The sequence below is a fragment of the Kitasatospora sp. NPDC005856 genome (assembly GCF_040629945.1).
Classification (GTDB): Bacteria; Actinomycetota; Actinomycetes; order Streptomycetales; family Streptomycetaceae; genus Kitasatospora.
Genome location: NZ_JBEXWT010000118.1, coordinates 1 through 23,151 on the forward strand (window position 1 = coordinate 1; position 23,151 = coordinate 23,151).

Annotated in this window: 23 protein-coding genes; 12 read left to right on the forward strand and 11 right to left on the reverse strand. The window is 74.0% G+C overall.

Annotation, left to right across the window (positions count from 1 at the left end):
- Nucleotides 1-705 precede the first annotated feature (705 nt).
- Together ABZ449_RS37775 and ABZ449_RS37780 are read left to right on the forward strand one after the other, a co-directional pair.
- A complete protein-coding gene (locus ABZ449_RS37775; protein WP_360355408.1) occupies nucleotides 706-1,197 on the forward strand; it encodes a hypothetical protein in 492 nt (163 codons plus the stop codon).
- Between the two features lie 340 nt (nucleotides 1,198-1,537).
- A complete protein-coding gene (locus tag ABZ449_RS37780) occupies nucleotides 1,538-2,302 on the forward strand; it encodes a hypothetical protein (RefSeq protein ID WP_360355411.1) in 765 nt (254 codons plus the stop codon).
- 420 nt (nucleotides 2,303-2,722) lie between these two features.
- Here ABZ449_RS37780 and ABZ449_RS37785 read toward each other — a convergent pair whose 3' ends face one another.
- Nucleotides 2,723-3,226, reverse strand: a complete 504-nt coding sequence (locus tag ABZ449_RS37785) for a cupin domain-containing protein (RefSeq protein WP_360355414.1) — start codon at nucleotides 3,224-3,226, stop codon at nucleotides 2,723-2,725.
- A 97-nt stretch (nucleotides 3,227-3,323) separates the two neighbouring features.
- Nucleotides 3,324-3,788: a MarR family transcriptional regulator gene (locus ABZ449_RS37790; protein ID WP_360355417.1), complete on the reverse strand. Its 465-nt coding sequence runs from the start codon at nucleotides 3,786-3,788 to the stop codon at nucleotides 3,324-3,326.
- Nucleotides 3,789-3,917: 129 nt separating this feature from the next.
- Between ABZ449_RS37790 and ABZ449_RS37795 the strand changes: the two genes are divergently transcribed.
- Nucleotides 3,918-5,486: an alpha/beta hydrolase gene (locus tag ABZ449_RS37795; protein ID WP_360355420.1), complete on the forward strand. Its 1,569-nt coding sequence runs from the start codon at nucleotides 3,918-3,920 to the stop codon at nucleotides 5,484-5,486.
- Between the two features lie 241 nt (nucleotides 5,487-5,727).
- Here ABZ449_RS37795 and ABZ449_RS37800 read toward each other — a convergent pair whose 3' ends face one another.
- Nucleotides 5,728-6,621 carry a LysR family transcriptional regulator gene (locus ABZ449_RS37800; RefSeq protein WP_360355423.1) on the reverse strand — a complete coding sequence of 298 codons (894 nt, stop codon included), beginning with the start codon at nucleotides 6,619-6,621 and terminating at the stop codon, nucleotides 5,728-5,730.
- A 65-nt stretch (nucleotides 6,622-6,686) separates the two neighbouring features.
- Here ABZ449_RS37800 and ABZ449_RS37805 point away from each other — a divergent pair, with 65 nt between their 5' ends.
- Nucleotides 6,687-7,502 (forward strand): NAD(P)-dependent oxidoreductase, encoded by an 816-nt coding sequence (locus tag ABZ449_RS37805; protein WP_360355426.1) that lies wholly within the window; start codon nucleotides 6,687-6,689, stop codon nucleotides 7,500-7,502.
- 144 nt (nucleotides 7,503-7,646) lie between these two features.
- On the opposite strand, the gene tnpA is transcribed toward ABZ449_RS37805, so the two are convergent.
- Entirely contained in the window at nucleotides 7,647-8,063 is a 417-nt protein-coding gene (gene tnpA / locus ABZ449_RS37810) for an IS200/IS605 family transposase (protein ID WP_360355428.1), read from the reverse strand.
- A gap of 24 nt (nucleotides 8,064-8,087) precedes the next feature.
- On the opposite strand from tnpA, the gene ABZ449_RS37815 reads away from it, so the two are divergent.
- A complete protein-coding gene (locus ABZ449_RS37815; protein ID WP_360355431.1) occupies nucleotides 8,088-9,311 on the forward strand; it encodes an RNA-guided endonuclease TnpB family protein in 1,224 nt (407 codons plus the stop codon).
- A gap of 77 nt (nucleotides 9,312-9,388) precedes the next feature.
- On the opposite strand, the gene ABZ449_RS37820 is transcribed toward ABZ449_RS37815, so the two are convergent.
- Both ABZ449_RS37820 and ABZ449_RS37825 read right to left on the reverse strand, forming a co-directional pair.
- On the reverse strand, nucleotides 9,389-11,632 hold the full coding sequence (locus tag ABZ449_RS37820) for an MMPL family transporter (protein ID WP_360355434.1): 2,244 nt from the start codon (nucleotides 11,630-11,632) through the stop codon (nucleotides 9,389-9,391).
- A gap of 222 nt (nucleotides 11,633-11,854) precedes the next feature.
- A complete protein-coding gene (locus ABZ449_RS37825; RefSeq protein WP_360355437.1) occupies nucleotides 11,855-12,802 on the reverse strand; it encodes a hypothetical protein in 948 nt (315 codons plus the stop codon).
- 75 nt (nucleotides 12,803-12,877) lie between these two features.
- Between ABZ449_RS37825 and ABZ449_RS37830 the strand changes: the two genes are divergently transcribed.
- Nucleotides 12,878-13,540 (forward strand): TetR family transcriptional regulator, encoded by a 663-nt coding sequence (locus ABZ449_RS37830; protein WP_360355439.1) that lies wholly within the window; start codon nucleotides 12,878-12,880, stop codon nucleotides 13,538-13,540.
- A 41-nt stretch (nucleotides 13,541-13,581) separates the two neighbouring features.
- On the opposite strand, the gene ABZ449_RS37835 is transcribed toward ABZ449_RS37830, so the two are convergent.
- On the reverse strand, nucleotides 13,582-13,974 hold the full coding sequence (locus ABZ449_RS37835) for a RidA family protein (protein WP_360355442.1): 393 nt from the start codon (nucleotides 13,972-13,974) through the stop codon (nucleotides 13,582-13,584).
- 169 nt (nucleotides 13,975-14,143) lie between these two features.
- Between ABZ449_RS37835 and ABZ449_RS37840 the strand changes: the two genes are divergently transcribed.
- On the forward strand, nucleotides 14,144-15,418 hold the full coding sequence (locus ABZ449_RS37840) for an FAD-dependent monooxygenase (protein WP_360355444.1): 1,275 nt from the start codon (nucleotides 14,144-14,146) through the stop codon (nucleotides 15,416-15,418).
- Nucleotides 15,419-15,496: 78 nt separating this feature from the next.
- Here ABZ449_RS37840 and ABZ449_RS37845 read toward each other — a convergent pair whose 3' ends face one another.
- Together ABZ449_RS37845 and ABZ449_RS37850 are read right to left on the reverse strand one after the other, a co-directional pair.
- On the reverse strand, nucleotides 15,497-15,913 hold the full coding sequence (locus ABZ449_RS37845; RefSeq protein WP_360355447.1) for a VOC family protein: 417 nt from the start codon (nucleotides 15,911-15,913) through the stop codon (nucleotides 15,497-15,499).
- A gap of 5 nt (nucleotides 15,914-15,918) precedes the next feature.
- Nucleotides 15,919-16,422, reverse strand: a complete 504-nt coding sequence (locus ABZ449_RS37850) for a helix-turn-helix transcriptional regulator (protein ID WP_360355467.1) — start codon at nucleotides 16,420-16,422, stop codon at nucleotides 15,919-15,921.
- Between the two features lie 205 nt (nucleotides 16,423-16,627).
- On the opposite strand from ABZ449_RS37850, the gene ABZ449_RS37855 reads away from it, so the two are divergent.
- The 3 genes from ABZ449_RS37855 to ABZ449_RS37865 all read left to right on the forward strand — a co-directional run bounded on the left by ABZ449_RS37855 (nucleotide 16,628) and on the right by ABZ449_RS37865 (nucleotide 19,516).
- On the forward strand, nucleotides 16,628-17,836 hold the full coding sequence (locus tag ABZ449_RS37855) for a PP2C family protein-serine/threonine phosphatase (protein ID WP_360355450.1): 1,209 nt from the start codon (nucleotides 16,628-16,630) through the stop codon (nucleotides 17,834-17,836).
- Between the two features lie 265 nt (nucleotides 17,837-18,101).
- A complete protein-coding gene (locus ABZ449_RS37860; RefSeq protein ID WP_360355470.1) occupies nucleotides 18,102-18,680 on the forward strand; it encodes a carbonic anhydrase in 579 nt (192 codons plus the stop codon).
- A gap of 203 nt (nucleotides 18,681-18,883) precedes the next feature.
- Nucleotides 18,884-19,516: a flavin reductase family protein gene (locus tag ABZ449_RS37865; RefSeq protein ID WP_360355453.1), complete on the forward strand. Its 633-nt coding sequence runs from the start codon at nucleotides 18,884-18,886 to the stop codon at nucleotides 19,514-19,516.
- 43 nt (nucleotides 19,517-19,559) lie between these two features.
- Here ABZ449_RS37865 and ABZ449_RS37870 read toward each other — a convergent pair whose 3' ends face one another.
- Both ABZ449_RS37870 and ABZ449_RS37875 read right to left on the reverse strand, forming a co-directional pair.
- Nucleotides 19,560-19,943 (reverse strand): hypothetical protein, encoded by a 384-nt coding sequence (locus ABZ449_RS37870; protein ID WP_360355456.1) that lies wholly within the window; start codon nucleotides 19,941-19,943, stop codon nucleotides 19,560-19,562.
- Nucleotides 19,944-19,959: 16 nt separating this feature from the next.
- Nucleotides 19,960-20,550 (reverse strand): hypothetical protein, encoded by a 591-nt coding sequence (locus ABZ449_RS37875; protein WP_360355459.1) that lies wholly within the window; start codon nucleotides 20,548-20,550, stop codon nucleotides 19,960-19,962.
- Between the two features lie 548 nt (nucleotides 20,551-21,098).
- Here ABZ449_RS37875 and ABZ449_RS37880 point away from each other — a divergent pair.
- Nucleotides 21,099-22,238, forward strand: coding sequence for a serine hydrolase domain-containing protein (locus tag ABZ449_RS37880; RefSeq protein ID WP_360355462.1), 1,140 nt, complete (start codon nucleotides 21,099-21,101; stop codon nucleotides 22,236-22,238).
- Nucleotides 22,235-23,020, forward strand: a complete 786-nt coding sequence (locus ABZ449_RS37885; RefSeq protein WP_360355465.1) for a MerR family transcriptional regulator — start codon at nucleotides 22,235-22,237, stop codon at nucleotides 23,018-23,020. Before ABZ449_RS37880 ends, ABZ449_RS37885 begins: the two co-directional genes overlap by 4 nt.
- The last annotated feature ends 131 nt before the right edge of the window (nucleotides 23,021-23,151 follow it).

The window sequence follows — 23,151 nt, forward strand, 5'->3', positions numbered from 1 at the left end:
GCCGGCAGCAGCGACCCGACCAGCGTGCCCGCGATGACCGCGGACACCCTGGTACGGGCCGGCAGCCGCAGCACCGACCTCTTCCTGCTCATGGGTGGGAACAACTCCTCGGAATTCAAAGGGATATGGCAGACCGTGGGCCGGGTGGCAGGAAAGCCGCCCGACCCACGGAGCAGAGGGGGGATCAGACCCCGGTGGAGGTGTTCAGCTCGACGCCGCAGTCGGCGGGCGGAATGTCGACGGCATTCGCCGCACCATCGCGCGCGGACCGTTCGCATCCGGATTTCTCGGTCGACACCGTGCCCCCAGGGTTCGTCGATCTTCGTGCAATCGACGCGGATCCTTCTCGTTTGCGGGCATAAGTGTCAAGTAAAGATTAGGAATTGATGACACAAAACCCGGGATCTATGTGGACCAACCATCACGGACCAGTCAAAGCGGGTGCCTTCAGAAATGGTGTCGGCAATCAACCTAGGCGCCGCACGCGCGGGCCGTGGGGAAATCGCAAAACCCGGAGCACATCGGCGGCGGAATCGGGTACTCCTGCCGGGGATCGGGGCGGCGAGGGTTCGGGGCGGCGAGGGATCGGGGCGGCGAGGCTGCCACCCACCCGCCCGCCTCGCCCGACGGGACGGCTCGGGCCCTGCCGAACCGCTACCGCGATGCCGTGGCCCCGCCCGGGCCACGGCGGCTACCGTCGGGGCCATGAGGAAAATCGTCCGCCTCGCGTGGCCCCTGCCACTGGCAGGGGCGGTGCTCGCGCTGCTGGTGCTCGGTCTGAGCCTGTCCGGCCTGCTCGCGCAACACCGGGCGGCGGACCGCATCGACGCCAAGCCGCTGCGCGTGGACGCCACCATCAGCGCCGAACGGCAGCGGGGGAAGGGCGGAGTGGAATACACCGTCACGTACCGGGTCGGTGAGCGCGAGTACAGCACGACCTCGCTCAACTTCAAGCACCGCGTCAAGAACCCGGGCCCCGGCGCGGCCGTTCCCCTGGAAGTGGCCGCGGACCATCCGGCGTCGGCCCGCGTGGTGGGCACCCACTACCCCGACGACGACATGCCCGACACGCAGCTGCTCATCACGGTGTTCTCCACCATGGCCCTGCTGACCTGCCTCTGGTTCCTCGTCACCCGCGTACGCCGCTCCCGCGCGACATCGCCCGCACCCGGGAGCGCGGCACCCGTACGCTCCTGAGCGGCCGGCCCGAGCCGCCGGGGCCCCCGGGCGGGTGCGGGTGTACAGGCGGGTTCGGGTGCGCAGGCGGGTGCGGAACCTACCGGGGCCCGTGCGGGCTGCCGATCCGCAGCAGGTTGCCGCTGCGGTCGACCAGGGCGAACTCCCGCGTCCGGTAGGCGGTGTCGGTGGACGGGGTCAGGCGGCTTCCGGTGGGGGCCGGCCCGGGCCCGCAACCGAAGCGTTCGGCAACTGGTCGGACACGGAGGGGAGTTGAGTACGGGGGTGGATTGCGGGCCGGGGTGCGGGCGGGACAGGGTGTGGACGCAGATGCGCGTGCGACCCGAGAGGACCCCTGCTGGTGAAGGCTTTCCTGGAGAAGCTGGCGACGAATCTGATGTACCTCATCGGCATGCTGCTGAACCCGCTCCTCAACGGTGTGCAGGAGCAGCGGGCGCTGCGCTGGCCCACCGAGCGGCGCAAGCTGAAGCTGATCGACGCGCCGGCGGCGCGGGCGGCCCGGGCGGCCGAGCGGGAGCGGATCGGGACGGTGGTCGAGGCGCTGGGGGCGGTGGAGGGGGTCGAGCACGTGCTGACCCAGGTCCTGGACCAGTCCACCCGGCCGACCTTCCACGGTCTGGACCACCCCAGGGACACCCTGCTGGTCTGCCGGATCCACGCCCGCGCCTACTTCGTGGTCCGGGAGGACATCGTCGACGTCCTGCCCCGGATCGCGGCGGCGGGCGTGGCCGAGTGGCAGGCCAAGGGACAGGGGCCGGACCCGGAGGGGAGCCTGGACCACGCGCTGCGCTGGTACCGCGACGGCGGTATCGACGCCGACGGCTGGCGGATGCACTCCCCGTGCCTGTCCAGCCCCGGCGCGAGGCTGATCTGGGACCGGCCCGGCATCCCGCACCGGGATCCGATCCCGGCCGGCCCGTACATCAACCGGCTCTTCGTGCTGGAGCAGAGCCCGGCGGGCGCGGACGCGGCGCAGCTGCTGAGCGAGGCCCGCGCGGACGGGCGGAGTGTGGTCCTGGAGCTGGACTTCGGCGCGAACTGGGTCGGCTACTGCCAGTACCACAAGGTGGCGCGCGGCGGCTTCCTGGGGCGTGGGCGGCTCTGAGCCGGTTCGTCCGGGGGCGGGGGCTCTTCGGGCCAGGGGGCCTTGTCGGGGTTAGGTGGCTCTGTCGGGGCGGGGGCCGTTCGGGGCGGGGGCTTCGTCGGGCGGTGCCCGGAGCGGCCGGGAGGGCCGTCCGGGCGCCCTCACCCGTTCAGCCGCGGCTCAGCACTGGGGGCGGCGGCCGTGGTTGGCCCCGCGCCTGGCCCTGGCCTTCTTCTTGCGGCGGCGCTTCGACGACATGGCCACTCCTCTCGCAACCGGGACACCCCCGGGCTACCACCGTTCCACACCCGGGCGGACCCGGCCCGTCGAGCGGCCACGGGCCCGTCGGGAGGCCGGCGAGTCCGTCGAGCGGCCACGGGCCCGTCGGGAGGCCGGCGAGTCCGTCGAGCGGCCACGGGCCCGTCGGGCCGCGCGCCGGGCTCAGGCGCCGTCGCCCGCCAGGGCCGCCCGCCAGGCCGGACTGTCCACGTAGTGGTTGTCGAAGCGTTCCGCCGAGGCGGCGATCGCGCCCGGGTCGCTCTCGCCGCGCATGACGCTGCCCAGCAGGCGCAGGTAGTCGAAGCGGTCCATGCCGGGGGTGAACACGCACAGCACGTCGGCCTCGGCGCCGGGGGCGGCGGCGAAGGCGTGCGGGGTGTGCGGGGGCACGGCGAGGAAGTCGCCCGCGCCCAGCACGGTGACCTCCTCGTCGACCAGCACCCGCAGCGAGCCGCTGATCACGAAGAAGAGCTCCCAGGCCCGGGTGTGGAAGTGGGCGGGCGCCCCGGGGGCGCCGGCGGCGAAGGTGGAGCGGTAGACGGTGAAGCCGCCCTGCGCCGGGGCCGAGTCGGCCAGCAGCGTCATGGTGGAGCTCGGGTCGGTGCAGGTCTCGGCCTCGGCGCAGCGGGTCAGGACGGGGGCGGCGGTGTTCTTCTTCGTCGTCATGTGACCAGCCTATGGCGGGAAAGACCGCTGATCCGGTGGCAATCGGCGGTCGTTTCCATGGGTCAATTCCCTGCCTCCCGCTCCGCGCCCGGGGAGGTCACTCGGGGAGGTTGCCGTTGCCGCCCAGGTTGGCCACCATGCGGCGCAGCACGTTGACGGTGGTCACGAAGTCGTCGGTGTCGATGCCCTGGTGGGCGCGTTCGTTGATCTTCAGGTTGCGTTCGCGGGCGCGCAGGCGGCCGGCCTCGCCCTCCTCGGTGAGGGTGAGGGCGCCGTCGGTGTCCTCGGTCAGCCAGCCGCGGGCGATCAGGTCGTCGTAGACGGTGTCGAAGGCGGTGTTCTGGTCGTCGTAGGGGGTGAGGCGCTCGGTGAGGGTGGTGCGGGTCCAGCCGCCGGGGCGGCCGGCGGTGTGGTTGAGCGTCCACCAGTGGGGCTGGGTGAGGTCTTCCACCGCCAGTTGTCGGCGCAGGCCGTCGACCACCAGGCGGCGGTAGACCTCGCCGGTCCAGGCGCCGATGGGCTGGGCGGCGATGATCTGCGGTTCGTAGCTCTTGATCGTCATGTCCGGTGCTCGTTCCTTGTGCTGATCGTCTGGACGCGACCGACGGTAGGACCTCAAGTCGGCTTGAGGTCAAGGCGGTTCCGGGGCCGGATCCCGGGTGGTGGTCAACTCCCTTCTAGGCTGGCCGACATGAAGACCGCACCGGCGCTCGCCACCGCCCTCGTCCTGTCCGCGGCCACCGTGCTCACCGCGGCCGCCCCCGCCTGCCCCGTGCCCTCCCGGTCCCCGGGGTCCTCCGCTCCCCCGGCCGCGGCCGACCGGCTGGAGCGTTTCCACCGCCAGCCGCTCGCCTGGTCCCCGTGCCGGGAGCCGCAGTTGGCGGCCGTCGGCGCCGAGTGCGCGGCCCTGAGCGTTCCGCTGGACTACCGCGAGCCGTGGGGCCGTACCCTCTCGCTGGCGGTCTCCCGGATCAGGGCCGCCGATCCGGCCAAGCGCCGGGGCGTCCTGCAGACCAACCCCGGCGGCCCGGGCGATCGCGGGCTGGACATGCCGCTCGCGCTGCGGGAGCAGCTGGCGCCCGGGACGGCGGCGGCCTACGACATCATCGGGATGGACCCGCGCGGGGTCGGCGCCAGCGGTGGCCTGGACTGCGGTCTGACGCGCGGTACTTGGCTGCGTTCGGCCGGAAGCGGCACCGGTGACGGAAGCGGCACCGGCGAGGGAGGCGGCCGGGGCGGCTTCGAGCAGGCGTGGCGCCTGGCCGAGGCCGACGCGGACGCCTGCTGGAACAAGTACCCCGATGTGCTGCCCCACCTGACCACCCGCAACACCGCCCGGGACGTCGACGTGCTGCGCGCGGCGCTGGGCGAGCAGCGGACCTCCTTCTTCGGGCAGTCCTACGGCGCGCTGCTGGGCGCGGTGTACGCGCAGCTGTTCCCGCAGCGCGTGGACCGGCTGGTGCTGGACAGCGCCCTCGACCCGGCGCGCTACGGCATCGGGGCGTTCCAGGACATGGCCGGTGCCAACGAGCGCGCCCTGGACGACTTCGCCGCCTGGGCCGCGCCGCGGGACGCCGCCTACCGCCTGGGCGCGAGTCCGGCGGCGGTGCGGGCCACCGTCGAGGGCCTGGTGCGCCGGGCCGAGGCCGCGCCGATCGCCGTGGACGGCTTCCGGCTCGACGGCGCCCGGCTGCCGGTCCTGCTCGCCGTCTGCCAGAGCGACGACCGTGACAGCGCCCTGTGCGCGGACGTGCTGCGGCAGTTGCTGGACGCCGCCGACGGCAAGCCGGTCCGGGCGGGAGCGGCCCTGCACCAGCTGCTGACCTTGCTCCTCGCCCCGGGCCCGGACGCCGGTGCGGGCCTCGCCTCCACGCTGGCCGTCCTGTGCGACGACGTGGCGATGCCGCGCTCGGCCGGGTGGTACCGCGACGCCGTCGAGCACTCCCGCGCCACCGAACCGGTCTTCGGCCCGGTCTACAACGCCCCCGTCCCGTGCGCCTCCTGGCGCAGTGCCCCGCTGGAGCCGCCCGTCGAGGTCCACAACGCCGTCCCCGCCCTCCAGCTCCACGCCACCGGCGACACCCACGCCGTCTACCAGGGCGCCCTGGCCCTGCACTCCCGCCTGCCCGGCTCGCGCCTGGTCACCGTCCCCGGCCGCGTCCACACCCTCTACCTCAACGCCTACGACGCGTGCGCGAACCAGGCCGTCGACACCTACCTGTCGACGGGCGCGCTGCCGGTGGCGGACACCGTCTGCTGAGGGGAGGCCCGGGGCGGCTGCTGATGCCCGGCCATCACCCCCCGCGTGATGTCCGGATCTTTCCCGAGGTCCTCGGTCCAGTAGTCCCCACTGTTCTTCGGGACCGTCCGCTTCCTTTCCACCATGGTTGTCCGCAGGCTGAAGGCCGGCTCCCTTTTACCGTGGCGCCTACACGCCTTGTGGATTCGGGCAAGGTGCTCAATGGGTGCGGCGCTGGCGCAGCCGTCCTCGCACCGCGTCGTCAGCGGGCCGATTCCCGCTCTCGCAGGAGTGCTTCGAAGGCCTCGACCGCCGGCGGCATCCGGCGGCCGCGGCGTGTCACGGTGTGGACCTGGCGGACCGGGGTGTCGTCCGGGTGGAGGGGGACGAGGGCGATGCCGGGGCGGGTGACGCGGGCGGCGAGGGAGGGGATGAGGGTGGCGCCCAATCCGGCGGCGACCAGGCCGAGTTTGGCGGTCCAGGCGGCGACGGTGTACTCGATGCGGGGCTGGAAGCCGCTGCGCACGCAGGCGGCGAGGAGGGTGGATTCGGCGTGGCGGCGGGCGGCGATCCAGGGTTCGTCGGCGAGTTCGGCCAGCCGCAGGCGGCGGCGCCTGGCGAGGCGGTGTCCGCGCGGGAGGGCGACCAGCACCGGGTCCTCCATGAGCGGGCGGTAGTCGAACCGGTCGCTGTCGTCGGCGGGTTCGGTGTACGAGGCGACGAGGGCGAGGTCGATGGCCCCCTGGGTGAGCAGGTCCAGCAGGTGATCCGCGAGCCCTTCGGTGAGGCTGATCGCCACGTCCGGGTGGGCGGCGCGGAAGGCGGCGAGGGCGTCGGGGACGAGGGCGGTGTTGGCGCTGTCGAAGGCGCCCACCCTCAGTTGTCCGGCGGTGAGTTCGGTGAGGGCGGTCAGGTCGCGCCGGGTGGTGTCGAGCCGTTCCAGCATCGCCTCGGCGTGCGGCAGCAGTGCGCGGCCGTGCTCGGTGAGCCGTACTCCGCGCGCCAGCCGGTCGAACAGCGGTGTGCCCAACTCCCCTTCCAGGGTGGCGATCTGGCGGGAGATCGCGGACTGGGTGTAGCCCAGCCGCTCGCCGGCGGCGGTGAAGGAGCCCAGGTGTGCGACGGTGCGGAAGACGTCCAGCCAAGCCATGTCCATGGTGCATGGCTACCATGCGGGACATTCGTTTGTCGCCTGGCTTGTGGCTGCCTAGCGTGGGGGCCATGGAGAAGATCGCATTTCTGGGGCTGGGCCGGATGGGCCTGCCGATGGCCCGTCGACTCGCCGCCGCCGGACACCCGTTGACCGTCTGGAACCGCTCCCCCGGCCGCGCCGAAGGCCTCACCGGGGACCGTCGCGCGGGCGTCACCGTGGCCGCCACCGCGGCCGAGGCCGTGCGCGGCGCGGACGTCGTCGTGACCATGCTGTCCGACCCGGCGGCCGTCGCGGAGGTGGCCGGCCGGTGCGCGGCGCAGCTGGCGCCGGGCGCGCTGTGGATCGACATGTCCTCGATCGGCCCGCGGGCCACCGCCGAGTTGCGCGAGCGGCTGCCGCAGGGCGTCGTCCTGGTGGACGCGCCGGTGATCGGCAGTGTGGGTCCGGCGGCCTCCGGGGAGCTGGTGGTCTTCGCGGGCGGCGAGGAGGCGGACGTGGACCGGGCGTGGCCGGTCCTGGAGCGGTTGGGCCGGGTGCGGCGCTGCGGTGGCCCGGGTTCGGGCGCGGCGCTGAAGGTGGTGGTGATCGGCGCGATCGTCGCGTCCGTCACCGCGCTGGGTGAGGTCATGGCGGTGGCGGATGAGTTGGGTGTGCCGCGGGAGCAGGCGCGGGAGGTGTTGTCGGTCGGGCCGCTCGCGGGGGTGGTGGCCCGGGCGTTCGGCACGGAGGCGGACTTCCCGGTGCGGCTGGCCGCCAAGGACCTCGCTCTGGCGGGTGGCGGTCCGGTGCTGAGGGCGGCCCGCGAGGTGCTGTTGGCGGATCCGTCGATCGCCGAGCGGGACCTGTCGGCGGTGGTGCAGGTGCCGCGGGCCGTGGCCGTCTGAGCTCCCGGGGGCCGTCTGAGCCCCCCGGGGCCTGCCGCGCCGCGACGGGTGACCCACTGATTCGGGCGCAAGCCCGGTCCTTCAGGGCCGGGATAGCCCGTACGGCCCGAGGTGCGGAGCGAACCGCCCTCGGGCCGCAGCATGTCACGCGGGCCGCTGTTGCTGCTCGATGTACTGCTTGATGATCGACAGCGGGGCACCTCCGCAGGAAGCGGCGAAGTAGGACGGCGACCAGAACTGCCCGTGCATGACGGCCCGGTTCACGCGGTCGGTGAAGTCGCGTCGCAGGATGCGGGCGGACACGCCCTTGAGGCTGTTCACCAGGCCGGACACGGATACCTTCGGCGGGTAGTCGATCAGCAGGTGCACGTGGTCCTTCTCGCCGTTGAACTCCTTCAGCTCCGCTTCGAAGTCCAGGCAGACCTTGCGCATGGTTGCTTCGCAGGCCGTCAGCATCTCGTCGTCCAGGACGCCGCGCCGGTACTTCGTCACGAAGACCAAATGCACATGCATCGCGGAAACCACGCTCCGGCCACGTCGATACTCCGTCAGTTCACTCATAGACCAAACGATATGATCTCCCGTATGCAGCTCCGCTACAACTACCGGGTATACCCGGACGCCTCCCAGCGCCGTGCGCTGGCCCAGGCGTTCGGGTGCGCCCGCGTGGTCTTCAACGACGGCCTGCGGGCGCGTCGGGAAGCCCACGCCGCGGGCCTGCCATACATCAAGGACGCCGACCTGCAGAAGCAGGTCATCACCGCCGCCAAGCGCACCGGGGAACGGACGTGGCTGGGCGATGTGTCGTCGGTGGTGCTGGTGCAGTCCCTGCGGGACCTGCACACCGCCTACCGGAACTTCTTCTCCTCGGTCACCGGCAAGCGCACGGGGCCGAAGGTCGCGCCGCCGCGCTTCAAGTCGAAACGGGACAACCGGCAGTCGATCCGGCTCACCGCCAACGGGTTCTCCTTGCGGGAGTCCGGCCGCCTGTACGTGGCGAAGGTCGGCGACCTTGACGTCCGCTGGTCCCGTCCGCTTCCGGCGACACCGACCAGCGTCACCGTCACCAAGGACGCGGCCGACCGGTACTGGGCATCGTTCGTGGTCGACACCGAGCCGGACGTCCTGCCCGAGCTGGGCACCGAGACCGGTATCGATCTCGGTCTCACCTACTTCGCAGTTCTCTCCGACGGCCGCAAGGTGGACTCGCCGACGTTCCTGCGGCGTGCGGAGACGAAGCTCAAACGCCTACAGAAGGCCCTGAGCCGGTGCGAGAAGGGATCGAAGAACCGGGCCAAGGCCCGCACGAAGGTCGCACGTCAGCACGCCAAGGTGGCCGACCGCCGCCGGGACTGGCACCACCGGGAATCCACGAAGATCGTCCGCGAGAACCAAGCGGTGTACGTGGAAGACCTCGCGGTGTCCGGCCTCGGACGGACGCGCCTGGCCAAGTCCGTGCACGACGCCGGATGGTCGCAGTTCGTCATGATGCTGGAGTACAAGGCCCTCAAGTACGGCCGCCACTTCGGCAGGACAGGCCGATTCGAGCCCACCTCTCAGGTCTGCTCGGCCTGCGGGGTCAAGGACGGCCCCAAACCCCTCAGCGTCCGGGAGTGGACCTGCGGAGACTGCGGGACCGTCCACGACCGCGACATCAACGCCGCCCGCAACATCCTGGCCGCCGGACGGGCGGACAGGCTAAACGCCTGTGGAGCGCAGGTAAGACGGGCACCCGTGCCCGCGCAGCGCCGTGAAGCAGGAACCCACCGAGACGGTCAGCCGACCGTGGTAGGAATCCCGGTCCTCTAGGGCCGGGAGGACGTCAAGCGTGCGCCCCTGCCCCGGTGGTGACCGGGCGGGGGCCCACGGATCGGGTGGGCGGGCCGTCAGTCGTGGGAGAAGGTGATCCGCGGCAGTACCCGGTCCAGCCGGCGGGGGGTGTGCCAGGCGGCGTGCCCGGTCAGGCGCAGTAGGACGGGGAGCAGGACGAGGCGTACCAGGGCCGCGTCGAGGAGGACGGCGGTGCCGAGCACGATGCCCATCTCCTTGGGCGGCAGCGGGCCAGACAGGGCGAAGGTGAAGAACACGGCGACCATGACGCCGGCGGCGGCGAAGACGACCCGGCCGGAGTGGGCCAGGGCGCCGGTCATGGCGGCGCGGGGGTCGCCGGTGCGTTCGTAGTGCTCCTTGGCGGAGGCGAGGAGGAAGACGGTGTAGTCCATGGCGATGGCGAAGATCATCGCGAAGAAGAACACCGGTGCCCAGCCGTCGAGGAAGCCCTGGGGGGTGAAGCCGAGCAGGCCGGCTCCGTGGCCGTCCTGGAAGACCAGGCGGGCGACGCCGAAGGCGGCTCCGGTGGACAGCAGGCTGGCGGCGGTGCCGAGGGCGGCGATGAGGGGGGCGCGCAGGGCGGCGAGCAGCAGCAGGAAGCCGAGGGCCATGACGACGCCGATGACCAGGGGGGTCTTCTCGGTGAGCAGGTGCTGCAGGTCGAGGTTCTCGACGGCGGCGCCGCCGACCATGGCGTCGTCGGGCAGTTCGGCGCGCAGGGTGTGGACGGTGTGGGAGAGGTCGGGGCTGGAGGGGTCGACAATGGGCACGGCCTGGATCATCGACCAGCCGGAGCCGTCGGCGGCGGGCTGGGCGGGCATGGCGGCGGCGATGCCGGGGGTGGCGGTGACCTGTGCGGCGACGTCGGCGGCCCGGTCGGTGGGGGTGAGGATCTGCAGGGTGCCGGGGGCGCCGGGGCCGAAGGCCTGCTGGACGGCGGTGTAGCCGGCGCGGGCGCTGGCGTCCTCGGGCAGGACGGCGATGGACGGCATGGCGGTGCGCAGGCCGATGACGGGGGCGGCGAGGGCGATCAGTGCGGCGAGGGCGAGGGCGCCGTAGCGCAGCGGGTGCTTCCACAGGCGTTCGCCCCAGGCGGCGAAGCGCGGGGAGGCGGGGGCGGCGGACTTGGCCCAGGGCAGGGCGAGGGCGTCGATGCGGTGGCCGAGCTTGCCGAGGACGGCGGGCAGCAGGGTGAGGGTGGCGGCGAGGACGAAGAGGACGGCGAGCATGATGCCGCCGGCCATGGAGCGGAACGCCGGGGAGGGGACGAGCATCACGGCGGAGAGGCTGACCAGGACGGTGGCGCCGGAGAGCAGGACGGCCTTGCCGGCCGTGTCCATGGTCTCGGCGACGGCGCGCACGGCGCCCCTGTCGGCGCGGTCGCCGTGTTCGGCCCGGTCGGTCCGGCCGGTCCGGTCGGTCCGGCGGGCGGCGCGGTAGCGCACGACGAGGAAGAGCGCGTAGTCGATGCCCAGGGCGAGGGCGAACATCATGGCGAAGTTCATCGCCCAGACGGAGACCGGGAAGAGGTGGCTGATCAGTACCAGGGAGCCGGCGGAGGCGGCGAGGCCGGCCATGGTGAGCAGCAGGGGCAGGCCGGCGGCGACGAGGGAGCCGAAGGCGAGCACCAGGATGGCGAGGGTGACCGGCCAGGACATGAACTCGGACTTCATCATGGCGTCGTGGTTGGCCTTGTTGAAGTCGCTCCACAGGACGGAGGCGCCGGTGGCGTGGACGCTGACGCCGTCGGTGGCGAGGGCGGCGAGCGGTTCCTTGAGGTCGTCGGCGGCGCGGACCATGTCGTCGGGTGAGGCCTTGGCGCCGGCGAGCAGGACGGCGGTGCGGCTGTCGGGGCTGATGGTGGCGCCGGGCTGGGGGGCGATGACGGTGGAGATCCGGGGGTCGGCGGCGGCGAGGTCGCCGGCCTGGGTGATCACCTGCTGGACGGCCGGGTCGGTGACGGGGTGGTCGGCGGCGACGACGATCTGGATCGCGGAGGAGGCGTTGCCGGCGAAGTGCCGTTCGGCGAGTTCGCGGACCTGGACGGACTGGGAGCCGTCGGCCTGCCAGCCGGCGCCGGACAGCGCGGTGGTGACCTTGGGGGCGAAGGCGCCGAGGCCGATGACGACGATCAGCCAGCCGACCAGGACGGCCTTGAAGTGCCGGGTGGACCAGACGCCGAGGCGGCCGAGCGGCCCGGGTCGGGCGGCGCCCGTGGGGGCGCCGCCGTGTCCGGGGGCGTCGGTGGGTGGTGCGGCGGGCGGCTGCGCGGGCCGTACGGCTTCGGCGGGGCGGTTCACGTGGGGCTCCGTTCTCGGGCGTCCTGGGGTTCCCGATGCCCGAAAAAATACGGGTGGGGGTATCTCGACCTGCGACAACCGTACCCATCCCGCGGTTCATTCCCCCACCGCCCCCCACCCCCCCACCGGCCCCGCCGGCCTCGCCCCGCCGGCCTCGCCCCGCCGCCGTCGCCCCGCCGGCCCTCTCGCCGGCCCTCTCGCCGGCGCGCCGTCAGCCCCTCGTCAGCCCCTCGTCAGCTCCTGGACCAGCTCGCGGTAGACCGCGAAGGCCGGCTTGGGCGTGTAGTCGTCGCGCACCAGGCCGAAGTGCGGGAACAGCCCGGCGCCCGCGCTGTCCGCGTCGCGCAGGGCGAAGAGCGCGTAACCGGTGACGTTGAGCTCACCGGCGAGCCCGGCGACCGTCCGGACCACCTCCGCCACCACCTCGGCCTGTCGCGCCTCGCTGCGCCCGGGGCCGGTGGGCCAGCCGTTCTCGCAGACCCGCAGGGGAACGTGGGGCCCGATCCCGGCCCCGGGCAGCGCGTCCCGGCGGAAGCCGGTGAGCACCGCCCGTACCGCGTCGGCGAGCCGCCCGGGCGGGACGGGGCGGAAGACGTCCGGGAAGAAGTCCAGGCCGACGTAGTCCAGGGCGCGGTGGAAGCGCTCGTCGGCGAGCCGGCCGAGCTCGGGCCAGAAGGTGTCCGCAGGGTCGAAGGCGGGCACCGCGTTGAAGCCGACGACCAGCCGGTCGAATCCGTGGGCCAGCGCCTCCTCCTTGGCCGCGATCACGCCCTCGACCAGCGCCCGCCGGACGTTCGGGATGCTGCCGTCCACGGGCGGGAGGTCCAGGTTGGGCTCCTCGCAGATCTGGAGCAGCGCGAGGCGGTGCCCCTCGGTCCGGACCGTCCGCCGGACGAAGTCCAGCCAGCCGGCCAACTCCCCGCCGCGCTCGCGGTACTGGACCACCAGGTCGAGGAGGCGGCCCTCGACGGCGTACTGCTCGGGCCGCTCGGGGGTGTGCTCGCCGCCCGGGTACGAGCGGTAGGCGCGGACCAGGAACTGCGCCGCGCCGCCCTGGAGTTCGCGCAGGGCGGCGGCGATCCGGGTCGGGTCGTCGGGGCGGGCGGGTGTGATCACGCCGGTGTCGTCACCGGTCAGTCCGCCGGGATAGATGCCGAAGGTGAAGGTCATGCCGTCACCGTAGCGATATTTTTGGTGTCACTGCAATTTTGGAGTGACACCATGCCCTTCGGGTAGAATCCGGCCATGGGACTTCGCGAACTCAAGAAGCAGCAGACCCGGGAGCTGCTCTCCGACACCGCCATGGGCCTGTTCGCCGAACGCGGCTTCGACCGGGTCACGGTGGTCGAGGTGGCCCGGGCCGCCGGGGTCTCGCCGAACACGGTCTTCAACTACTTCCCCACCAAGGAGGACCTGTTCTTCGACCGGCAGGAGGAGGTGGTCGCCCACCTGGCCGAGGTGGTCCGCCGCCGCCCCTCGGGCAGCTCGGCCGTGGACGCCGTCCGGGCCGACCTGCTGGCGGCCTTCGCGAGCGGGGAGCCGACCGTCGGGCTGAACCCGGGGGCGGCGGCGTTCTGGCGGATCGTCGAGGACAGCGCCGCCCTGCGGGCCCGGCTGCTGGAGCTCGGCGAACGGTCCGAGGCGGCGCTCGCGGCCGTCCTGGCCGAGGAGTCGGGAGCCGCACCGCAGGACCCGCTCCCCCGGGTCGTGGCCGGGGCCGTCACGGGGGCCCACCGGGCCGTACTCGGCGAGATCCGACGGGCCATGGTGGCCGGGGAGCCGGCCGAAGCGGTACGGGCCCGGGTCGAGGCCGCCGTCGACCGGGCCTTCGGCCTGCTCTCCCGCGGCCTCGCCCGCTACCCGGCCGAAGGCCGGGAGATCACCGAAAACCTTTCAGCGATCCCCTAGACCTCCTGGATCTCCTGGACCCCCTGGGCCCCCTGGATCTCCTAGCCGATGACGGCGTCCACCTCGACCTCCACCAGCCACCGCTCGTCGATGAAGCGCGACACCTCCACGAAGGTGGTGGCCGGGCGGATCTGCGCGAAGCGCTCGCCGTGGGCGCGCGCCGCCTCCCGCCACTGGCTCATGTCGGTGAGCATGACGCGGGTCCGCACGACGTCCGCGAGCGTGGCGCCCGCCTCCCGCAGGGCGGCCTCGGCGATGTCCAGGCAGCGGACGGTCTGGGCGTGGACGTCGCCCTGGCCGACCGTCGTGCCGTCCTCGCCGATCGGGGCGGTGCCCGCGACCGCGACGTGGTTGCCCTTGCGCACGGCCCGGGAGAAACCGATCCGCGGCTCGAGGGGCGAACCGGAACTGACTGTCTGTCGAGTGCTCTCCATCGCACCATCGTGCCGCACTAGTGCACCCGCCGGGCCGTCTGCCTGCGCGAACGCGCCCGCGCGCCGCCCGACCTGCCCGGAAAGCACCCCGCCGCACTAGTGCACCAAGCCCAAATACCCCCAGGACAAGGCTTGTTGACGCCGACGCGTACGGCGTACATTCACCCGTATGGGACACCTCGACCGCACCCCGCACACCGACGTCCTCGTCTCCGGCGCCGGCATCGCCGGCCCCGCCCTCGCCCACTGGCTGCGCCGCCACGGCTTCACCCCCACCGTCGTCGAACGCGCCCCGGGCCCGCGCCCCGGCGGGCAGACCGTCGACCTGCGCGGCGCCGGACGCACCGTGATCGAGCGGATGGGCCTGATGGAGCGGGCCCGCGCGCTGTGCGTCGAACAGCGCGGCATCGCCCTGGTCGACCGGCGCGGACGCACCACCGCCCGGATACCCGTCGAGCTGTTCGAGGGCGAGGGCATCGTCTCCGAGATCGAGATCCTCCGCGGTGACCTCGCCGACCTCCTGCACGAGGCCACCGACGGCGTCGAGTACCTCTGGGACGACACCGTCACCGCCCTGGACCAGGACGCCGACGGCGTCACCGTCACCTTCGAGAACGCCCCTGCCCGCCGCTTCGCCCTGGTCGTCGGCGCGGACGGACTGCACTCCGCCGTCCGCCGCCTCGCCTTCTCCTCCGACGACGGCCCCGACAGCCCCGACGTCGCCGGTGGCACCGGCGACGCCCACTACCGCCCCCTCGGCGGCTACCACGCCTGGTTCACCGTCCACGACCCCGCCCTCGCCCGGGCCCTCGACGGCTGGTTCCTGATGTACAACGCCCCCGGCGCCCTGGTCGCCTGCGCCCGCCCCGGCCGCCTGCCCGGCGAGGTCAAGGCCTCCCTCGGCCTGCGCTGCGCACCCCTGGCCCACGACCGCCACGACACCGCCGCCCAGCAGCGCCTGCTCACCGAACGCTTCTCCGGCGCCGGCTGGGAGGTCGACCGGCTGCTCGCCGCCATGCGCACCGCCGAGGACTTCGCCTTCGACTCCTTCGGCCAGATCCACCTCGAGCACTACAGCCGCGGCCGCGTCGCCCTGCTCGGCGACGCCGGCTACAGCCCCAGCCCCCTCACCGGCCTCGGCACCAGCCTCGCCCTGGTCGGCGCCTACCTGCTGGCCGGCGAACTCGCCGCCGCCGCAGGCGACTTCCGCACCGCCTTCGCCCGCTACGAGGAACGGATGCGCCCCTACGTGACCCGCGCCCAGGAACTGCCGCCCGGCGGCCTGAACGGCTACGCCCCCGACAACGCCCTGATGATCCGCCTGCGCGCCGCCTCCATGCGCTGGATGGGCCGCTGGCCGCTGCGCCCGATCATGGCCGCCCAGTTCGCCAAGGCCGGCGACATCGCCCTGCCCGACTACCCACTGCCCGCCCGCTCCGCCTGAGGCCGAGGCCGAGCCCGAACCTGAGGCCGAGCCCGGGCCTGGTCCTGAGGCCGCGCCCGGGCGGAACGGGACCGGCGGCTACCGCGGACGCGGCTGGTTGAAGCGCAGCATGTTGCCCGAGGGGTCGCGGAAGGCGCAGTCGCGCACCCCGTAGGGCTGGTCCATCGGCTCCTGGAGGACCTCGGCGCCGGCCGCCCGGATGCGCTCGAAGGTGGCGTCGCAGTCGTCGGTGCGGAAGATGACGCCGCGCAGCAGGCCCTTGGCGAGGAGTTCGGCGGCGGCCTGACGGTCGGTCTCGGAGGCGTGCGGGTCGGCCAGCGGGGGCTCCAGGACGATCTCCACGCCGGGCTGGTCGGGCGAGCCGACGGTGACCCAGCGCATGCCCTCGAAGGCGACGTCGTTGCGCACGTCGAAGCCGAGGACGTCGCGGTAGAAGGCGAGCGCCCGGTCGTGGTCGTCGACGGCGATGAAGCACTGCGCGAGTTCGATGCTCATGCCCGTCACGCTACGGGAGCACCGGGGCCGCCGTCCTCCTCCCCCGTGGCCCCCTTCGCCCCCGAGGCCTCCTTCGCCCCCACACCCCCCTTCGCCTCCTTGGTCTCCTTCGGCTCCGCGCGGCGCACCGGGCGGGTGTGGATCTTGGCGATGCAGGCCGGGATCGCCGCGCCCGGCTCGTGGTCGCCGGCCCGGTAGGCGCTGGGACTCTGTCCGACCAGTTCGGTGAAGCGGGTGCTGAAGGAGCCCAGCGAGGTGCAGCCCACCGCCATGCACACCTCGGTCACGCTGAGGTCCCCGCGCCGCAGCAGCGCCTTGGCCCGCTCGATCCGGCGGGTCATGAGGTAGTTGTACGGGGTCTCGCCGTAGGCGGCGCGGAAGCTGCGCGAGAAGTGGCCGGAGGACATCAGCGCGGTCCGGGCCAGCGCCGGCACGTCCAGCGGCTGCGCGTACTCGCGGTCCATCCGGTCCCGGGCCCGGCGCAGCCGCACCAGGTCGTCGAGCGGCACCCGGCCCGCGGGGGTCGCCCGGGAGGACGGGGAGGAAGGGGAGGAAGGCGTGGTGGACGGGGAGGACACACCGGCCACCGTACCGAGCGCCGCCGACGGACGGCGTCCCGGCCCCGGATCCCCCGCCCGGCGCAGCCCGCTCGCGTGCGCCCCGCCGCGCCGACCACTCTGGAGGAACGGCCGGACGGCGGAGAGGGCGGTGTGGGTGGACGGCAACGACCAGCAGTCCATCGCTCCGCGCGCGCCCGGCAACCGGGCGGTGGTGCTCGGCGTGCTGGTCGCCACCGCCGCGGTGCTGCTCGTCCAGGCGGCCAGCGGCACCGGTTCCCGCCTGGTGCTGCTGCTGGTGTTCCTGCCGGCGCTGCTGGCGGGTCTGGGCACCGTCGCCCAGACGGTGGCCGTGTCGGTGTGGGTGACCGCCGTGATCGTGGTCCACTCGGTGCTGGTCCCGCCCGGCGACCTGTCGGCCCGGCTGGGCACCCTGGTGGGCGTGATCGCCGCCGAGGGCGCCGTGATCTCCCTGTGCGCGCGGCGGGTGCGGCGCGAGCGGCAGCTGTCCCGGATGCGGCAGAGCGCCGTCGCCCTCCAGCGTCAGCTGCTGCGCCCGCTGCCCGTCGCCACGTCGGACGTGCGCCTGGACGGGCTGTACCGGCCGGTGGAGGAGGACGCCCTGGTCGGCGGTGACCTGTACGACGTCGCCGAGACCCCGCACGGCACCCGGGTGCTGGTCGGGGACGTCCAGGGCAAGGGCCTGCCCGCGATCGGGACGGGTTTCGCGGTGCTGAGCGCCTTCCGGGAGGCGGCCTTCCGCGAGGCGCGGCTGCCCGCCGTCGCCGACGCCCTGGAGGCGGCGGTGGAGCGGCACAACGCGTACGCGGTGCAGAGCGGCGAGCAGGAACGGTTCGTCACCGCCACCGTGCTGTGCGTCGGCGGCACGGACGGGAACGGGCAGGCCCCCACCGGAAACGGGGGCGGGGACGGGGGCGGGGAGGTCCCGGACGGGAACGCAAACCGGAACGGTGCCCGGTCCCGGGGCGGCTCCGCCACCGAGGTGCGGGCCGTCAACTGCGGCCACCTCTCCCCCTACCTGCTGCACCCCGACGGCCGTGTGGAGCCCGTCCCCCTGGACGCCGGCCTCCCGCTCGGCCTCGCCGCCCTGGCCGCCCCCGGCGAGCCGCGCCCGGTACGGCGCTTCGCGCTGCCCGGGGACGGGGTGCTGGTCCTGCTCACCGACGGCATCACCGAGGCCCAGGACGCCTCCGGCACGTTCTACCCGGTCGAACAGGGTCTGGCCGACCTCGCCGCCACCCCCGCCGACGCCCTGCCCGAGGCCCTGGAGCGGCGGGCCCGCCGCTGGAGCGGCGGCCACAGCCGCGACGACGTCACCGTCCTCGCCCTGCGCCCCGCCCCGTAGCCGCCGGCCCGCCGTGGGCGCGCCCCGGGAACGGTACGGGCCCGCACGGGGCGCATGAGGCCGTACGCAGGTCGCGTGCGGATCGCACGGGGTCGTACGGACCCGCCCATGGGGCCGTCCGACCCTTGACCCCCGGCTGCGGGCTCCACCTGCGGCGATCTAGGGTGCAGGCATGATCCCCACACCGATAACCGCGCCCGAGCCCGGCCCGCTCGACGGCCCGACGGACGACTTCCTCACCGACCCCGCCCAGGCGCTGCGGGTGATGATGCAGGGCAACGCCCGGTTCGTCACGGGCAACCCCGAGCACCCCAACCAGGACGCCGGGCACCGCGCGGCGCTCGCTCCGGCGCAGCGGCCCTTCGCGGTGCTGTTCGGCTGTTCGGACTCCCGGCTGGCCGCCGAGATCATCTTCGACCAGGGTCTGGGCGACCTGTTCGTGGTGCGCACCGCCGGGCACGTCACCGGTGCGGAGGCGCTGGGCAGCATCGAGTACGGGGTGAGCGTGCTGGACTGCCCGCTGGTGGTGGTGCTGGGTCACGACTCCTGCGGTGCCGTGGCGGCGGCGCTGGACTCCCTGGAGCAGGGGCAGCTGCCGGGCGGTTTCGTCCGGGACGTGGTGGAGCGGGTGACCCCGAGCGTGCTGTCCGCCAGGGCGGCGGGCATCGAGGACCGTGACGGGATCGTGGACGAGCACATCCGCCAGACCGTGGACCTGCTGGTGGAGCGCTCGCAGGCGCTGGCCGCGCGGATCGCCGAGGGGAAGGTGGCCGTGGTGGGCCTGTCCTACCGGCTGCGCGACGGCCGGGCCCGGCTGGTGGCCGCCCGGGGGCCGGTGGGCTGACGGGCCGTGTGCCCGTGGCGGGCCTGCCCGTCCTCGGGACCTGCGGGAGCCGCCGGAACCGCCGGAGCCATGGGACCTGCGGGAGCGGCGGGAGCGGCGGGAGCGGCGGGAACGCGATGTCCGATCACCGCCAGCGTCCTCGGTCGGGCCCGGGCAGAGTCGTTGACCAGCAACGATTCCCCATTCCGAGGACGGCAGTTCCCGTGCACAAGGTCATCGATCTCAAGGTCCTGTACTTCGGCACCCCGGTGGTGCTGATCGGCTCCCGCAACGAGGACGGCAGCGCCAACCTGATGCCGATGTCCTCGGCGTGGTGGCTGGGGCAGTCCTGCATGCTGGGCCTCGGCGACAGCTCCCAGACCGCCGCCAACCTGCGGCGCGAGGGCGAGTGCGTGCTCAACCTGCCCTCCTCCGCGCAGGTGGACGCCGTGGACGCCCTCGCGCTGCTGACCGCCAACCCGCGGATCCCCGAGTACCGGCTGAAGCAGGGCTACCGCCACGAGCGGCAGAAGTTCGCCGCGGCGGGCATGACCGAGCTGCCCGGCGAGCTGGTGCGGGCGCCGCGCGCCGCCGAGTGCCCGGTGCAGCTGGAGTGCCGGGTGGAGTCGGCGACGGCGCTGACGGGCGGCGGGCGCACCGCCTTCGAGGTGACGGTGGTGCGCGCCCACGTCGAGGAGAGCCTGCTGGTGCCCGGCAGCGGCCACTACGTCGACCCGGTCGGCTGGGACCCGCTGATCATGAAGTTCTGCGAGTTCTTCGGCGACGGGCGGCGCCTGGCCCCCTCCCGCCTCGCCGAGGGCTGGCAGATGCCGGGGCGGATGCCCGCCGCCGTGTGACCTCGGGCCGGGCGGTGACGTCCGGCCGGGCGGTGACGTCCGCTCAGTCCTCGGCCGGCCGTCGCTGCCGCTGTTGCCGCTGCTGCTGTTGCCGGCGCTGCTGCCGCCACCCGCGCAGGCGGCGACCGGCGTCGGTCGCCAGGCCGAGGACGAGCAGCAGGAGCAGCAGCGCGGCCAGCAGCGCCTGCGCCGCCGCGGTGACCGGCCAGTGCGCCGCCCGTGCGAAGAGCACCGCGGCGGCGGCCGGGGGCGCGGCGGCGCCCGCGATCCGGCGTACGGCCTCGCCGTCCGACCAGCTCGCCGGTCGGCCGCGCGAGGAACGCCGCAGCAGCGACCCGTACGTCAGCACGACGATCGCCGCCACCTCGGCGGCCGTCAGGACCAGTGCCACCGCCGCGTCCACGCCCCACCCCAGGGCACCGTTCACGCCCCCGCTCCCCCCGCTACGGTGCGACGGTCGCCCCGCAGGAGTCGCACACCCGGGTGGCGGGCAGTTCCAGGAAGCAGTTCGGGCAGATCGCCGGCGGGCGCGGCGGGGCGGCGACGGCGGCCTTGCGCTCCACCGTGGCGCGCAGGCGCGGGGCCAGGGCGGGGATGCCGCCGTCGGCGGGCAGGTCGGCGCCGAAGTGCCGGTAGCAGGCCAGGCGGGCGGCGGCCGCGTGCTGTTCGCGGTCCATCTCCGCGGCCACCGGCGGCTGTCCGGCCACCGCCAGCACCTCCTGGTAGCCGGGGCCGACCCGGCCGTCCGTGGCGTGCACCACCAGGGCGGTCAGCGGCGGGTCGCCGCGCCGGTGCGCCTCGAGGATCACCAGGGACAGCACCTTGCCGATCCAGTGCCGCTGGTTGATCCGGGTGCGTACCCCGGAGGCCTCCTGCACCGCCTCGGCCAGGTCCGCGTAGCTGATCACCGCGTGGTAGCGGCGCGCCACCTCCACCAGTGCGGGGTAGGCCGCCCTGGTCCACACGATGTGCGCCTGGCTGGCGCTGACCGCCGCGCCGTCCGACGCCCGCCAGTAGCTGTGCTGCTCGGTCATCCGCCCGCCCCTGCCCGTCTTGTCCGTGTCTGTCCTCCGCAGTCCCCCGCCGGAGCGAGGCTACCTGGCCCCGGAGCGGCGCCCTCGGGCGGGGCCTCGCCTCGGGCGAGGGGCCGGAGGGCTTGACTTCAAGTGCTGTTGAAGTCGTGGAATGGGTGCCGACCGCAACCGTACGGGCTCCGCGGTCGATGCCCCGCCCGTACGGAACCCGTACCGGGGCCGGGGCCGCCTTCTTTCGATCGCGCCGGAGGCGGCCCCGGCTCCCGGGGGTCCACCCGACCACCCGATTCCAGCCGATTCCACCCGACCCGACGTTTCCGCCCGACCCGCCCGACCACCTCACCGGTGCGCCACGGTGGGCAGCGAACGGCCCCCCACCGCTTTCTCCGGTCGGGGGCCTTCGTGTCGGGTGGGACACCCCCGGCCCGCACGGGCGAGCGGCGGCGGCTGTGATCCGGAACACGGTTGAGGTTGACCTCGGGTCAGGGTGGAGGCTCCTGCCACCGGGCCCGCTACCGAAGCGGGCCCAGCGGATACGAGGGGGCAGCATGTCCACCACCCACCACAGCGGTCACGGTCCGGATCGCCCGGGGCTGCGGCAGGCGATCGAGGAGATCGCCGAATCGGGTTTCCTCGGGGTGCAGCTGCGGGTGAACGACGCGCACGGCGAGTGGGTCGCCAGCGCCGGGTCCGCAGAGCTGGGCCGCGACGGCAGGCCGCCGGTCGACGGGCACTTCCGCGTCGGCAGCGTCACCAAGAGCTTCGTGGCGACCACGGTGCTCATGCTGGTGGCCGAGGGCCGGCTGGCCCTGGACGAACCGGCCGGCGACCACCTGCCCGGGCTCGGGCTGGACCGGCGGATCACCGTGCGGATGCTGCTCCGGCACACCAGCGGGATCTTCAACCACACCGGCGAACTGGAGGAGGACGGGACGTTCGTGCCGGGTGTCCCGTGGCGCGGCAAGGAGTGGGTGGACGGCCGCTTCCGCACCTACCGGCCCGAGGAGTTGGTGCGGCTGTCGCTGTCCCGGCCGGCGCGGTTCGCACCGGGGGCGCGCTGGAGCTACGCCAACACCAACTACGTGCTGGCCCGGCTGGTGGTCGAGCACGTCAGTGGCCGGCCGTTCGCCGGGGAGCTGCGGCGGCTGGTCCTGGAGCCGCTCGGGCTGACCGGCACGGTGGCACCGGGCGCCTCGCCGGAGGTCCCCGGGCCGCACGCCCACGGCTACTACCGCTACGAGGACGCCGGACGGGAGCGGACGGTCGACATCACCCGCCACAACCCGTCCTGGGTCTGCGGCGGCGGCGACATGATCTCGACCACCCGGGACCTGCACACGTACTTCTCCGCATTGATGGGCGGCAGGCTGCTGCCGCCCGGCCTGCTGGCCGAGATGCGCACGCCGGAGGCGACGGCCGGCTACGGACTGGGCCTGTTCGCCCAGAGCACGGACACCGGCACCGTCTTCCACCACAACGGCGCCACCATCGGCTCGGCGGCGCTGATGTACGGCTCCCCGGACGGCGGCACGACCCTGACCGCCGGGCTGAACTACGTGGACGACCCCGACGTGTCCATCGCGGCGGCGTTCCAGAGCGCCCAGCGGCGGCTCGTCGACGAGGTGTTCGGCGCCGGGGCCGGGGCCGGTCGCACGGCACCCCGCCCGCACGGCAGGCTGGACGGATGACGAACAGGGCGGACGGGGTCACGATCGGGCAGGCGGCGGCGTACGTCGGCGTCACGGTGAAGACGGTGCGGCACTACCACCGTCAGGGGCTGGTCGACGAGCCGCAGCGCGACTCCTCCGGCTACCGGCGCTACGGGTCGCAGGAGTTGCTGCGGCTCGTGCAGGTCCGGACGCTGGCCGCCGCCGGGGTGCCGCTGGCGGAGATCGGGCCGCTGCTCGACGCCGACGGCGAGCGCTTCACCGCCGCCCTCGCCGACGTGGAGCGGCGGCTGGACGAGCGGATCGCGGAGCTGACCGCGCGCCGCGACACCCTGCACCGGCTCGCCGACGGCGACCGGGCCCTGCTGCCCGACCGCGCCTGCGCGGCCCTGGAGCGGATGCCCGGGCTCGGCTTCGGCCCCGACTACGTGGCGGCGCAGCGCGAGGCCCTGGTGCTGGCGCGGGCGCTGGTGCCGGAGGGCTTCGACGGCTTCCTGGGCCTGCTCGAACGCCGCCTGGACGACCCCGGGTTCGTCGACCTGGCCAGACGCGGCCAGGAGGCCGAGGCCTGGGGGCCGGACGATCCGAGGATCGAGGAGCTCGCCGCCGCCATGGCCGACCACTACCTCGCCGACCCCGCCCTGCTGGGCGACCCCGCCGGCCTGCGCGCCTGGGCCGGGGCCGCCACCCAGTACCGGCTGATCGACCGCCACCGCGGCGAGCAGGCCCCGGTCTCGGTCCGGTTGACCGCCCTCACCGAGGCCAGGCTGCGCTGCGCCGGCATCCCGGCCCCGCACCGGTAGCGGCCCCTGAGGGGGCCGCGGGGGGGGGGGGGGGGGGGGGGGGGGCGGCCCCCCCGGGCCCCGCCCCCCCCCCCCGCGGCCCCCCCCCGCCCGCGCCGGCCGGCCCCGCGCCCCGCGCGGGGGGGGGGTTG